General features: G+C 60.8%; 16 protein-coding genes. 9 read left to right on the plus strand and 7 right to left on the minus strand.

Annotated features, from left to right (window positions below):
* Nucleotides 1-69 precede the first annotated feature (69 nt).
* Entirely contained in the window at nt 70-429 is a 360-nt protein-coding gene (locus tag AC06G6_RS07135; RefSeq protein WP_479827651.1) for a hypothetical protein, read from the plus strand.
* Nucleotides 430-720: 291 nt separating this feature from the next.
* Entirely contained in the window at nt 721-1,158 is a 438-nt protein-coding gene (locus AC06G6_RS07140) for a hypothetical protein (RefSeq protein ID WP_479827653.1), read from the plus strand.
* A 175-nt stretch (nt 1,159-1,333) separates the two neighbouring features.
* On the opposite strand, the gene AC06G6_RS07145 is transcribed toward AC06G6_RS07140, so the two are convergent.
* Complete coding sequence (locus tag AC06G6_RS07145; protein ID WP_479827655.1) at nt 1,334-1,765, minus strand: hypothetical protein; 432 nt, start codon at nt 1,763-1,765, stop codon at nt 1,334-1,336.
* Nucleotides 1,766-2,431: 666 nt separating this feature from the next.
* Between AC06G6_RS07145 and AC06G6_RS07150 the strand changes: the two genes are divergently transcribed.
* From AC06G6_RS07150 to AC06G6_RS07165, 4 genes are all read left to right on the plus strand, one after another.
* Complete coding sequence (locus AC06G6_RS07150) at nt 2,432-2,929, plus strand: hypothetical protein (protein WP_479827657.1); 498 nt, start codon at nt 2,432-2,434, stop codon at nt 2,927-2,929.
* A 262-nt stretch (nt 2,930-3,191) separates the two neighbouring features.
* Nucleotides 3,192-4,406, plus strand: coding sequence for a virginiamycin B lyase family protein (locus AC06G6_RS07155; RefSeq protein WP_479827661.1), 1,215 nt, complete (start codon nt 3,192-3,194; stop codon nt 4,404-4,406).
* Nucleotides 4,407-4,847: 441 nt separating this feature from the next.
* Complete coding sequence (locus tag AC06G6_RS07160) at nt 4,848-5,174, plus strand: hypothetical protein (protein ID WP_479827664.1); 327 nt, start codon at nt 4,848-4,850, stop codon at nt 5,172-5,174.
* A 193-nt stretch (nt 5,175-5,367) separates the two neighbouring features.
* On the plus strand, nt 5,368-5,853 hold the full coding sequence (locus AC06G6_RS07165; RefSeq protein WP_479827666.1) for an N-acetyltransferase family protein: 486 nt from the start codon (nt 5,368-5,370) through the stop codon (nt 5,851-5,853).
* Between the two features lie 281 nt (nt 5,854-6,134).
* Here AC06G6_RS07165 and AC06G6_RS07170 read toward each other — a convergent pair whose 3' ends face one another.
* The 3 genes from AC06G6_RS07170 to AC06G6_RS07180 all read right to left on the minus strand — a co-directional run bounded on the left by AC06G6_RS07170 (nt 6,135) and on the right by AC06G6_RS07180 (nt 7,785).
* Nucleotides 6,135-6,554: a hypothetical protein gene (locus tag AC06G6_RS07170; protein WP_479827668.1), complete on the minus strand. Its 420-nt coding sequence runs from the start codon at nt 6,552-6,554 to the stop codon at nt 6,135-6,137.
* A gap of 86 nt (nt 6,555-6,640) precedes the next feature.
* A complete protein-coding gene (locus AC06G6_RS07175) occupies nt 6,641-7,102 on the minus strand; it encodes a DUF5956 family protein (RefSeq protein ID WP_479827670.1) in 462 nt (153 codons plus the stop codon).
* A gap of 122 nt (nt 7,103-7,224) precedes the next feature.
* Nucleotides 7,225-7,785, minus strand: a complete 561-nt coding sequence (locus AC06G6_RS07180; RefSeq protein ID WP_479827672.1) for a suppressor of fused domain protein — start codon at nt 7,783-7,785, stop codon at nt 7,225-7,227.
* A gap of 209 nt (nt 7,786-7,994) precedes the next feature.
* On the opposite strand from AC06G6_RS07180, the gene AC06G6_RS07185 reads away from it, so the two are divergent.
* From AC06G6_RS07185 to AC06G6_RS07195, 3 genes are all read left to right on the plus strand, one after another.
* Nucleotides 7,995-8,828: a hypothetical protein gene (locus AC06G6_RS07185; RefSeq protein WP_479827675.1), complete on the plus strand. Its 834-nt coding sequence runs from the start codon at nt 7,995-7,997 to the stop codon at nt 8,826-8,828.
* 190 nt (nt 8,829-9,018) lie between these two features.
* Nucleotides 9,019-9,834, plus strand: coding sequence for an MOSC domain-containing protein (locus AC06G6_RS07190; protein WP_479827677.1), 816 nt, complete (start codon nt 9,019-9,021; stop codon nt 9,832-9,834).
* On the plus strand, nt 9,831-10,334 hold the full coding sequence (locus AC06G6_RS07195) for a hypothetical protein (protein WP_479827679.1): 504 nt from the start codon (nt 9,831-9,833) through the stop codon (nt 10,332-10,334). Before AC06G6_RS07190 ends, AC06G6_RS07195 begins: the two co-directional genes overlap by 4 nt.
* Before the next feature lie 117 nt (nt 10,335-10,451).
* On the opposite strand, the gene AC06G6_RS07200 is transcribed toward AC06G6_RS07195, so the two are convergent.
* From AC06G6_RS07200 to AC06G6_RS07210, 3 genes are all read right to left on the minus strand, one after another.
* Nucleotides 10,452-10,886 carry a bleomycin resistance protein gene (locus AC06G6_RS07200; protein WP_479827680.1) on the minus strand — a complete coding sequence of 145 codons (435 nt, stop codon included), beginning with the start codon at nt 10,884-10,886 and terminating at the stop codon, nt 10,452-10,454.
* Between the two features lie 52 nt (nt 10,887-10,938).
* The gene (locus AC06G6_RS07205; RefSeq protein ID WP_479827682.1) at nt 10,939-11,433 is read right to left on the minus strand and encodes an N-acetyltransferase family protein; all 495 of its coding nucleotides are present in this window, start codon (nt 11,431-11,433) and stop codon (nt 10,939-10,941) included.
* A gap of 309 nt (nt 11,434-11,742) precedes the next feature.
* Entirely contained in the window at nt 11,743-12,102 is a 360-nt protein-coding gene (locus AC06G6_RS07210; protein ID WP_479827684.1) for a hypothetical protein, read from the minus strand.
* Nucleotides 12,103-12,131: the final 29 nt, after the last annotated feature.

A 12,131-nucleotide genomic window follows, 5' to 3' on the forward strand; every position in this document is an offset into this window, starting at 1 on the left:
GGACCGAATGGTGAGCCGGTGTTCCGTATACATACTTTTCCTGTGCGCCCGGGTCAGCGGCTTCGGGTTGTGTTCGAGGAAGTCAATGCTCCGTGGCGGCAGGGAATGTTTATCGCGACCGAAGGCAGTTTGACCCTCGCTGATGTGACGTCCCGAGCGCTGGTCCTGTGGCAGGACAGCGCTCCTCCGGAAGTCGACATTGATGTTGTTGAATGCAACGGCACAATCACGCTTTACAACGTCTGGGACTCCGGGAGGAAATACGGACGTTTTGAGTCGCTGAAAGCCACATCGGGAATGCTTGTCGAACGTATTGAACCTCATGGCTGGCGCTATCGATGCAATGACATCGGCTTCAACCCAGATTTCAAGAAGCTAGTGGTGCGAGTGGAAGTTGTGGACGAGGCACCTTTCGAAGCCAGCTCCTGACAATCAAGGCAGCAGGCGACTCACGGCCATCCGCCGGCAGAGTGGCCCCCTACCGTGGGTTGGGCGCCACTACCTTGGAAGGCGCGATAGCCCTGACAAAGTGGCCGACCAAACGCGACGCAAACAGGTGGCCGAAAGGTGACATCGACCTTCGGGGCGCGCCCTGGTGACGGATCTGTCCTATAGGGGATCCTTTCCCGGGCACGTCACCCCGGGACTGCCGTTTGGACACCAATCGCGGCGCGGCATACCTTGAACTGAGTACCGCGAGACCGGGGTAGCATGCTGGCTATGCAGCCACTCGCGACCACGTGCATCCGACGGCCGTTTCATTGGGGAATCGTCATCATCGCCGATGCCGAGTCTGGAAGCCAGATTCCGGATGTGGACCCCGGGAAGGCTATTTCGTCGAACGAACACGGCATTGTCGCGCTGATCCGTCATGCACAGGACTTTGACTCGTTCGAGGGAGAATTCGACTGGGCCGAGGCTCAAGTGCTCGTTCGCCTTCTGACCCGGCCGGAGCCGCCCTCGGCCGATAGGCGCGAGGTGTTCCGAGGACGGTTAAAGATAGCTAGTGGCAGAATTTCAGTTGGGGACGCCGACGGTGAAGTAGTTCATCCCGCTCACGAAGGGTGGAACGAGCTGATCGTCACGGTCGCGTCCGATGTCGCTGTCAGCGATTTCTCACCAGAAGAACTCCGGATCGACCTTATTCCCGCCGGTTAGCTCGGGGCCGGAGATGATGGGCTCCACCTCGTGAATCTTCCGTGATCCCATGCCCGTTAGCCGGTGACTGTTGGTTGAGGATGACGGTATATCGCAGCATTAAGTGGCGGTTCTGCGTCCCGTTGGTCGAACCCGCAGCGGGACCCTTCTGAGGGAGGTTCCGGGTCCCCGGCTGCTACTGGCCCCAGGGTTTGTAAGAGTTCATGATGCTCGTTCCACCCGGCGGCGCCGTGACCGGGACTTCAAAGCAACCGTTGTAAGTGTCGAAGTCGGAGTAGCGGTCGACGGCGTCCTCGGGTTCCATATGCCAGGCGGTCGTTTGTTGAAGCGTCCGCGTCGACACCCCGACGCTGGACACGGAGTAGGTCAATTCCTGCCCGGGCTGGAGCGTGACCTGGTATGGCCGGGGCTCCCCGGGGGCGGGTTTCCAGTCCAAATCGGTATCAAGATAGGTCGTCAGCCGGCCATTGACATCGAGGCCCTCAACGGAGGGTGGCGAGCTATAGACGTAAACCGGCGCGGTTGTTCCGTTCCTGATGATGCCTTGGCCGATGACGTCGACCTGCGTTAGGAGACCAGCGACTGTGGTGTATCGCTCATTGGTCACCGTGACATTTGTGAGGCCCGAGGTGACCACTCCGGTCGGGCACCTCGTCTGCGTCTGCTGTTGTGCTGGGCGCGCCGGCTGCTTCGAGGGGGCCGGGGCCTGCAGTGTTTGGATGGCTTCGGGGGCCGCAGTGGCCGGTGCCTCCTGGAACGATTGCGTGGGGGCAGGTGAGGGGGCCGCCTGCCGGGTCTGCTGCGGGGTGGCCGGTGACCGCGTTGGCCGGACTGTCAGGGCTGGCGGCTGCTTGATCGGCAAGGATGCCACCACCGGGGTCTTCTTGCTGGATTCAGCAACTCCAGCGACCACTGCTGCGGCGGCTACGGCGACTGCAATGAAACACAGGGCGACGACCAGCCAGATAGTAGGTTTCCTGGTCCCCCGAATTGTCATAACCGGAGTGTACGTCTCCCCCTAGCTGAAGGACCGCATGTGACTACTACCTTCCTTCCCGCTCGCCTATTGTGCGTGGCCTGCCGGCCAGCTCCGAGGCGGCCTGGGATGTGACTGTTAGCCCGGAATGGCGGTTAACTCGCAGCTTGAAATGGCGGTTTTACCGTTCCGTACGGGGAACCCTTTGCGGCACGATCCGCTGGGCTCCATTATCGGGACGCATAGTGTTCGTGAGTCGTGTTTAGCTGAAAGGCGCACGGCAAACCTGCTTGGGAATTGATCGCATTGGATGGCATCGGTTGCAGTGGTCCTGTAATCTCAGGCTTTCGCGCCCATCAGTTGGCGCAACTTGCATTGAAGATCGGGGACTTCAAGATGGACCATCCTGTCGAACATAGGACGGAAGGCAATGCGCCTGCGATCCTTCGAGCATCAACTTACTTCTGGCTGGCCAGTGCCCTCGTATCCGGAATCATACCGACCATCGTGATGGTCGTGCGGCCGCCAGACCCTATCCTGTTCGCGGTCGGGTTGGGTCTGGTGCTCCTACTGATGGCTCTGCAGTGCTGGGCAGCATTCAGGCTTCTTCGAGGCGAGGGCTGGGCTAGGTTCGTTCTTTCCGCCGTGGCCATCTTGTCCCTTGGTGGCGCCTTCAGTGCCGTACCAACACCTCTGGTTGTTGCCGGTCTGGTCCTGACCCTTGCCGGCGCGGTGCTGATGTGGATGCCGGCATCGGACGCGTACATCCGACGTAGCGGCTCGGCCGTCGGCTAAATCTTCCTGACGAGACTGTCAACTGTCATCAAGTCATCGCGGTTAAATCGCAGCCTGAAATTGCGGGTTGCCTTTCCATTTAGGGATCCCTGAGCGGGCGCTGTTTCCGCACACCGACGGACATGCTGTCCGGATTCCGTAGGGCCGAAAGTCGCCGGTGGCTGGACTAAGCTCCATGCAATGACATTGTGGCGCTGTGTGGTGCCACATCTATTGGGGGTAGAAAAGCGTGAAGCATCAAAGTCTGAGGACTGCCGCGGCGGTGACGGCGGTCCTTTTCCTGGGGGCGGCACCGGCCGTGGCGGCTCCTGCGGAGATTATCGACGTCGGCGGGACACCCCTCGGGGTAGTGGTTGGTGCTGATGGCACGGCGTACGTGGGCGATTACGGCGCGGGCGGGATTCGGGTGATACCGCCGGGAGCGTCCCGGCCTTCGCGCACGCTCAGTACGGGAAGCAATGTTGCCGGGATCGCATTGGCCCCGGACGGCACGTTGTACGTGGCACAGCAGGACAGTGCCTTGGGTGAGGCAGTGGTGGGTGTCATCCCGGCCGGGGCGGCGGGTGTCGTACGGAGCATTCCGGTGTCGGATGGGAACCATCTGATTGCCGCCGGACCTGATGGGACCGTCTTCGTTCCGAACCCTGCCGAGGGCACCGTGTCGGTCATCGCACCCAATGGATCGGCGGTGGACCGCATTGTCACGGTCGGGGCCGGCCCGGTGGAAGTGGCGGTCACGAAGGACGGCACCGCGTTCGTGACGAACCAGTACGGCGGGACGGTCTCGGTGATCCCGGCCGGGGCGAACACCGTCTCGCGGACCATCCAGGTCAGCTCCACGCCCGGGAGGACAGAGAACCCCCACGGGATCGCCGCCGGCCCGGACGGGACGATCTATGTCACGAACATCAGTTCCAATCACGTCGCCGTCATCAAACCAGGCGCTGACACCGTGGCCTACCGCATCTATGTCCCGGGCGGACCCACGGAGGCCGCCGTCGGGCCGGACGGGACCCTTTACGTGGCCAGCGCCCTACGTCCCGCCCTGTCCGTAATACCGCCCGGGGCCACAGCGACCGGTCCCTCCATCCCGACAGGGAGCAACCCCGGTCGCCTCGCGGTAGCTCCGGACGGGACCATCATCGTGACGACCCCGGGCAGCGGCTTGGGAAACGGTTCCGTGGCCCGCTACGCAACCGCCGCTGCAGTTGCGGCTTCGGCGCCCGCCCCAGCCTCGGCACCGGTATCCGACCCGAACCGACCCGGCGACGCGGCGACAACCCCGTGGAGCTCTCCGGCCGGAATTGCGGGAACGGCCGGAGCGGCAGTTCTCGTCATCGCCCTGCTCATCGTGGCCACGCAGCGCCGGCGAATGGCGTCCCTTCGCGACCGCGCCAGCGGGTCAGAGAAACACCCCGCGGATCACCACAGCGCAGGTTTCTGGAGCGGGCACGCCGATGCAGGCCAAAGCAAGTGATCTGGCCCGAGCGGGCTTGACCGGTTGTCCCAAGCTGATGTGGAAAACCCGGACAGTAACCGTAGCCACAGCTATCCGCGGGCCCACGCCACCCTTTCACCAACTTCGGATGGGCAGTTCGGTCGCAGGCAACGGTGTGCAGAGGTAGGAGGGGTCGCCAGCTATCTATATATGGCACGCTTCACCCCGCCGAAAGAAGTCAGTCCGAGCCACGATCGTCGCAAACAGGGAAATGGCGGAAACACATGCCACTAGAGTTCATGGACATGCTGGCGAAGCCCACTCTTGGTTTCAGCCAGGCACTACTCTCAAATGCGAACCCGGAGTCAGTCCTGAATCGCTGCGCCTGCACGCCGAGTGGTATCGATAGAGTCCCGTAGAGGGATCCACTAGCGGACTGGCTTACGGGCACAGGTCTGAGCTGGATGTGATGATAAGGCGATGAGTCATGAGATGTTTCAGTACTTGCCTTGGCCCTTCCCAAATAATGAGTTTCCTGCCGATTTGGGCGCAGTGGTCATGCGTTCGGTTCTTGACCGAGTTATGCCGGCGCTTCAGGTCCTTCACGATCCAGAGGGCGGGTGGGCTATCGCTGACGGCGTGGGGGATCCGAACGATCAAGAAGCTTTGGTGGTTACGCATATCCGGCATGTGACTAACCATGATCCTTCGCTGGATGAGCTGGCGACGATGCCCCCAGGAACAGAGGCTAACCGTGAGAGCGTCAATGGCGATTGGGAACTTTCTAGTTTCGCTTGGGACGACTAACGCGGTATCCGATGCGGTCTCATTGGGATGGTGGCCTGCCGCAGGTGCGAAGTGACCCGCTCGAGGATGCACCTGTTAGCCTGCGGCAGGGATTTGTTTGCGCCCTGGTAGCGCAAACAGCCGCCCGCAAGGGTGCAACCCCGACTTTCAGTTGAGCGGAACTCAGTGTGGGGTTCCCGGGAGGGACGAGTGCATGGTGGTCGAGGATATGAAAGTGCGTTCAGCGGGCCTTGAAGACGCGGCAGAGGTACGTCGGCTCTCGATTGCGTTCACACCCAGTACCGAGGCCGACGTCCCACCGGACGTTTTCAACAGCCGTTACGCCCAGCTCTTGGCGGATGGCTCGTGGTGTGTGGCTGTGGCTCAATCAGGGGGCCGGCTGTATGGATATGCCTTGGCCCAAGACTTCGGGCCGAGCCTGCGCACGGACTTCACCACAGGTCGAGTGCACGATCTCTTCGTGGATTCTGACGCACGCCGAGCGGGCACTGGTAAGGCCCTCATGGCCTTCATCTTTAGCTGGGCGCGGGCTCGTCGCCACCCGATGATCTTGGACTGGCAGGCAAGTACCTCCGGGATCGCCTTCTATGAAGCCCTAGGCTTCAAGGCCGATCGCATCGGGGACTTCCCCGACCACCCAGGATTCACGCTGGATCTGCGGGCGGGCAACGGCGCTTAGCGACGCAGGACTTCCCAGGTAGCGCGTTAGGTCTTCTGCTGTTGGTGTGGGCGAGACGGAAGGTGTCTGTGCCGGCTTCGATAATGCTGCCATTGAACGTCTGCCTGTCCAGGATTGCCGCGTCCACCCGGAGAGTGATCCGTTGGGGGAACCCTGTGCGGGGAACTTTTCCCGGCGATTGCCTTTTAGGAGCCAAAAGGGGCCGATCTTCACGCGGCAATGCGAACGTCGGCAAAAGCCGCGAGACTGCGAAGCGGGCACCCGCTGTTCCTTTTGCGCCCTCAGCTGTCGAAACTAATACGGCTCCACTCGAAGGAATCACGCCAGTGCGGCTCCGCGAAGGCCCACGATGTGATCAAAGCGTGCGCGGCCCGCACGTCCGCCACGCTCGTGCTGAAGTGCTGATCCGCGCCCCCGTCGCGATACTCGACGACGTAGCTACCATCATCGTTGCGGGCAGACTGAATATACGTTTGTCCTGTCGAGTCGGCCAAGCGTTCGACGATCAAGAACTTCTCTTCACCGCGCTCGACATCCTCTAGGAACATGAACAGCGCATCCTCGGAAGGATCGTTCCATGATTCGCCCGACTCAGTCGTTGCCCTCAGCATCGGCTTCAGTTGAGCTTCCTGCATCATTTCCCCCGAGTTAGTACGGCTACCGATGCGGTAAACCCTATCGCCAGCGTTCTCGCGCGCCATACACCAACCCTGACGGGCGGCTGGGGAGTTCCTATAGGGGAACCCTAAACGGGACGAATGCCTCGATCGGGATGGCTGAGAGGCGCTCAATCGGTGTAAAAGCTAGCCATGGCTTCTTTCGCGCGACCTGCCATCGTCGACGGACGCAGTCCATCGTCAGGGAGTCTCTCGGTCGTGGCTGCCCAAACGACACCCCAGAACGCCTCGTCGTCCAAGTCGTAATTAAATGGGCGACGGATGTACCAATCGAACCCGCGGGGTCTCGGCGGGATGTCCGCCTCGGCCAGGTAGACATCAATGTCGTCGTCGATGGATGTCATGTCGGCTTCAGTCAGCTTGAATGGCTGTCGTTGCTCTCCGCCCCCGGGTAGTCGACGGACAAACGAACCGAAACGGTCACGCGCGGCTGGCCGTACCCTCGCAAAGTTGTCAGGACCCGCAGCCCAGAGGACCAGGGCGCCCCAGCCGTTCTCGGTGGCAAGTATCCAATCCTGAGGAGCTTCCGACAATTCAGTGCACTCCCACGGGTCATGTGTCATGCTCACCATCTTTCACGGCTAATCTAAGCTGGCAATCCCTGCGTGCCTATGGTGGATCCGCTTACGGTGGCAATCCCGTTCCTTTATCGCTGCCCGCCTCAGCATGCATGGCAGGTCAGACACCCACTGCGCTATGCACTTAATGGGCCCGGAAGGCTCCGGTTTAGGTCAGAAAGTCTGGGTGGGTCCTCATCCCAGACATCAAACAGACCTTCAAGGTCGTGTTCTTTCACGCGCTGGGCTTCTTCGGCGAAGACCGGTGTGGCACCCAGGAAGACTACGTGGTGCCCGTTATCGAGTTGCAGCGGCGGCATGAAGCCGTCAAATCGTTCCAGCATGAGCCACGACCTGAAGGGTAGGCCCTCAACGATATAGCCGTTGCTTGGAGTCACCAGATGGCCATGCTCTAAGAAGATGCCGTCCGAGATTAGGTCATTGGCCATCACGCCGAAAGCAGCCCTGAATGTTTCACTGCCAGCCGAGATACGCGTATACAGTTCAAACCCGTGCCCGTGATTCAAGGGAGCTTGCACCAGAGCGTGAAGCCCAAGCGTCGCGTACAGGTGAACTCGATGACGGGATGTCCCTCTTGGCCACTCGAGTACGCCGATCGTGCCCGGCCTGTTGTCGAACTTCCAATACTCTGGCTCTGCACCGAAGTGTTTCTCGTAATGAGAATCTACTGCTTTCACGCTGCCCAAGACCTCAACCCCCTGTAATACCTGGTCAGTACCAGCTTAAAGCTTGAGCGCCTGAGGCTGGCTTGCCGTGAAGCTTAGTACCCAACTGGCCAGCTGGGTTCGAAGCTCCCAGTAAAGGATCCTCGAATGGGCGGCTTCCCAGGGCACGTGGCCGCACAGGGGACGCCAGACATACGATTGATGCCTACTAGAGTGGGCACGTGCATGCAGTAACGAGGGTCGAGTACGAGAGCGCAGGATTCGAGAGGCTCAGGCACGCAGCCGATCTTTTCCAGTCCCTCGAGCGCGAAATCGACGAATGGAACAAGCAAAATACCCTGCTCGCACCGACAAAACGCAACGCATCGAACCCCCGAGAATTAGAGATCTTCCAACCGCGGGAGCCTCGAATTCCGCTGTCCCGCTGGAGCAACAGTTTTGGTGACGGAGTGCACAGTTTGCGTTCCTCGCTCGACAGGCTCGCCTTCGAACTTTGCCATGTGACCGGCCAAGCACCGGAGAAACCCGCGCAGATCTATTTCCCCATCGCCGAGAAACCCGGCGAGTGGAGGGACAAGACAAAGCATCTGGGATCGATACCGGAAAGAATTCTCGAGCGCCTGAAGCAGGTTCAACCCTGGCATTCAGCCAATCCGAAAACGCACTTACTGACCCTTATCCACGGCTTGGACATCATCGACAAACACCGAACCAAGGTCGATGTCACCGCCCTCCCGACCGGTTTGTCGCCGGAAAGATTGCGGGCATGGCCAGGCGGCGAGGAGCACTCGGAGGACTGGGGCAACCCTTGGATGCAGGTCACATACGACAGTCCTGTGGGCTCGGACGCGGAGCCCGCACTGTGGGACGTCGACGTATGGCCGTTCGTCCATTTCGAAGGTCGTATGGCGCTCCTGGGCCAGCCCCAGCCATGGCTCTACCAGGAGACCATGCGCATTTTCCTGTTTGTCACGTCCGGCGATTGGCCCGAGTCAAGCAATCCCGTACCCGAGCCGGAATGGGTCGTACTACCGCCCTCTGGTATCCAGCCTTAGCGGAAAGTCCCCGGGCCACATAACCGGAGCGGTTTTTGGCGTCGCCTTTCGGACTGCGCAACTGACAGTGCCGAACCCCGAATTCCGCTCGGTGAAGGAACCCACTAGTCATTGCCTGGCCGATCAAAACCGTTTGCAGACTGTGAGCATCTGGCATGACCACCCAGCATGCGCGTGGAAGGATGCCAGAATGACACACGAGGGAATACTAATCGGGACGGTCCGAGCGTTGTACCGCTATCCCGTCAAGTCGACCGCCGGTCAGGCGCTGCGCACTGCCCACGTGACGGCCGGCGGGCTGCAGCACGATCGCAAGTGGGCCATCTACACCGAAGACGAAGGCATCGCCAGCGGCAAACGTACCCGGCGTTTTCGTCCCGTCCCTGGGCTGATGCAATGGTCCTCCCGAGTAGACGACGAACACGACATCCCAATACTGGTAAGCCCGGACGGCGTCCAGTATCGCGCCGATGATGCCGCGGCCTCGCAATCGCTGTCCGAGGTCTTCGGACAGCAGCTGAACTTACGCCACGAAACAACAATCCAGCACCACGATGAGACACCACTGCACCTGGTGACAACGTCCTCGCTAGCAGCGCTGGCCGGCCTGACAGGACTGCCGGTGGACGAGCGTCGATTCCGAGCCAACCTCATCATCGACACCGGGACCGAGCCGGACTTTATGGAAGATCATTGGATCGGCGCCCAACTGGTCATCGGAGACGAGGTCCGCGTACAACTTGGCCAAGGTATGCCCCGCTGCGTGATGGTCGACCAGCCTCAACGCGGAGTCGCCGCCGAACCGAAAACCCTTAAACTGCTCGGCACGCACCACGATACGACTCTCGGATTGCAGGCCCACACCATCCGTACTGGAGTGATTCGCATCGGCGACAGTGTCGTCCTCCGGACCGGAGATGTCGACAACCTCGAAGAAACTGGATCAATGAAGACTAGTGAACAGAGCAACTCCCGATATTGGGGCACTGGAGGAGACCTGTGGTGAGCAAGCCAACGCTTGGGGACGTCTTTGTCATACCGACGGGGGACGGCCGGGCCGGGGTCGGACAGGTGGTTGCGACCTACGGCAAAGACGCATACTTCTTCGCGATCTTCGACTTTGTGCTGCCTCTGGACGAGGTGGCCGAGCGAGCCGTTGAGGGTCTCTCGGCGCCGGTGCTGTTTCTCGCCTTGTCAATGGACGCCAAGCTTTACGCTGGCCACTGGACTGTGGTGGCTCAAGCGCCCGTCAATCCAGCCATCCCGCTGCCGGCCTACAAGGAGGCGGTGGACTTAGCCACAAACATCGAGGTTGTCGATTTCTCGGGAGAGCGCAGGCGGGCAGCGACTGCGGCAGAGGCAGCGTCATTGCCGAATCGAAAGATCGTTGCGCCCGTGCGGCTCGAACGGGCGTTGCGGGCCGCGCTCGGCCTGGAACCGTGGCTGGAGCCGTTTGACGAACTCAGAGTCGAGAACGTCGTGCCGAGCGCTTCTGTATTCGGCTGAGCCGGTTCAGCCGGTGATGAGCCCGAACTTGGGTTTCATCAACGAACCCTCTGCGGGACGTCTGGTGGACGACTCATCCCACCGTCATACTCTGCGACTGACTGCATGCCGGGGGATCTAGCAATGTGGAGCGGGGCGGCGGCCGCGAGTTGATTGGAAACGTATGAGATAGCCGTCCGGATCGCTAACGAGGAACTGCTCCACCCCGGCCTCTTCGTTGCCGACGCGGTACCACTTCGTCTCGGGCTGCATCAGGAGATCGATCTCGGCACTCGCTAGCGCTGTAGAGAGCAGCGCTGTGTTGGGGACGTTGATCTGAAAGTTGATGCCGCGGCCAAGTGGAGCCACCAAGGGGCCAGTAATCCAGTTCCGGCCGACGCCGATTTGCTCCAGCATGAGGTGAGCACCGCCGAGAGTGATGTACGCAAAGCGTTCCTCAGGTCGCGAGTAAAGCACCTCAAATCCACAAACATCGCGCCAGAATGCAAGGCTGCGATCTAGGTCAACGACCAACAGCTCGGGGACAAGCGCTGGTTCGAGGCTTTGAGTCATGCACCTATCGTCGCACTGCCCTTAAGCCGATCCTTTGGCGGGCGTTTGCTGCTTAGATCGTGCGGACCATTCGAACCTCCCGCACGTCGCCTTCGGTCTTCACCGCCCCGTCGTTGACATAGCCATTCTTTCGGTAGAAGGCTTGGGCGCGCGGGTTAGGGTCTGCCACCCATAGCGCAGCAGGCGTGGTCCGGTCGATGACTGCGTTGAGCAGCGCCGTACCCACCCCCGAACCGTGGAACGCGGCATATGCGTAGAGGACGTACAACTGGTGCGGCTGGTCCGCGTCGTCAAGGGAGGGGCCCGACATTGCAATGCCGATCAGCGTGCCTCCATACGAAGCGACAGCGACGGTGTTCTGGTCGTACCTTGGATCGGTCAGGGCCGCGGCCCAGAACGTCTCGCGCCGACTCAGGAGCGCGGGATCGTCCAGAACAGCGTCGCGCATCAATCCCCGGTAGGTTTCGCGCCAGGCGTCCACGTGAACTCTCGCCATGTTTGGCGCGTCCGCGGGCTCAGCCCGACGCACGTCAAAGATGATCGTCATGGCACAACGGTACTTGGGCTGGCTCCAGACCAATCAGGCTTGTCACGGATCGCGGAGGAAATGCGACAGCAGCGCCTGCAAGCCTGTCGATCACCGCATTGTTGGTGCCCGTTAGTCGAACCCCTATAGGACAGATCCGTCACCAGGGCGTGCCCCGAAGGTCGATGTCACCTTTCGGCCACCTGCTTGCGTCGCGTTTGGTCGGCCACTTTGTCAGGGCTATCGCGCCTTCCAAGGTAGTGGCGCCCAACCCACGGTAGGGGGCCACTCTGCCGGCGGATGGCCGTGAGTCGCCTGCTGCCTTGATTGTCAGGAGCTGGCTTCGAAAGGTGCCTCGTCCACAACTTCCACTCGCACCACTAGCTTCTTGAAATCTGGGTTGAAGCCGATGTCATTGCATCGATAGCGCCAGCCATGAGGTTCAATACGTTCGACAAGCATTCCCGATGTGGCTTTCAGCGACTCAAAACGTCCGTATTTCCTCCCGGAGTCCCAGACGTTGTAAAGCGTGATTGTGCCGTTGCTTTCAACAACATCAATGTCGACTTCCGGAGGAGCGCTGTCCTGCCACAGGACCAGCGCTCGGGACGTCACATCAGCGAGGGTCAAACTGCCTTCGGTCGCGATAAACATTCCCTGCCGCCACGGAGCATTGACTTCCTCGAACACAACCCGAAGCCGCTGACCCGGGCGCACAG

It is taken from the genome of Arthrobacter sp. CJL-S3 (assembly GCF_056711635.1).

Coding starts and splice junctions, on each gene's coding strand:
- AC06G6_RS07140 (WP_479827653.1), top strand. CDS start 721: ATGCAGCCACTCGCGACCACGTGCATCCGACGGCCGTTTCATTGGGGA.
- AC06G6_RS07160 (WP_479827664.1), top strand. CDS start 4,848: ATGAGTCATGAGATGTTTCAGTACTTGCCTTGGCCCTTCCCAAATAAT.
- AC06G6_RS07165 (WP_479827666.1), top strand. CDS start 5,368: ATGGTGGTCGAGGATATGAAAGTGCGTTCAGCGGGCCTTGAAGACGCG.
- AC06G6_RS07170 (WP_479827668.1), bottom strand. CDS start 6,554: ATGGCGCGCGAGAACGCTGGCGATAGGGTTTACCGCATCGGTAGCCGT.
- AC06G6_RS07175 (WP_479827670.1), bottom strand. CDS start 7,102: ATGGTGAGCATGACACATGACCCGTGGGAGTGCACTGAATTGTCGGAA.
- AC06G6_RS07190 (WP_479827677.1), top strand. CDS start 9,019: ATGACACACGAGGGAATACTAATCGGGACGGTCCGAGCGTTGTACCGC.
- AC06G6_RS07200 (WP_479827680.1), bottom strand. CDS start 10,886: ATGACTCAAAGCCTCGAACCAGCGCTTGTCCCCGAGCTGTTGGTCGTT.
- AC06G6_RS07205 (WP_479827682.1), bottom strand. CDS start 11,433: ATGACGATCATCTTTGACGTGCGTCGGGCTGAGCCCGCGGACGCGCCA.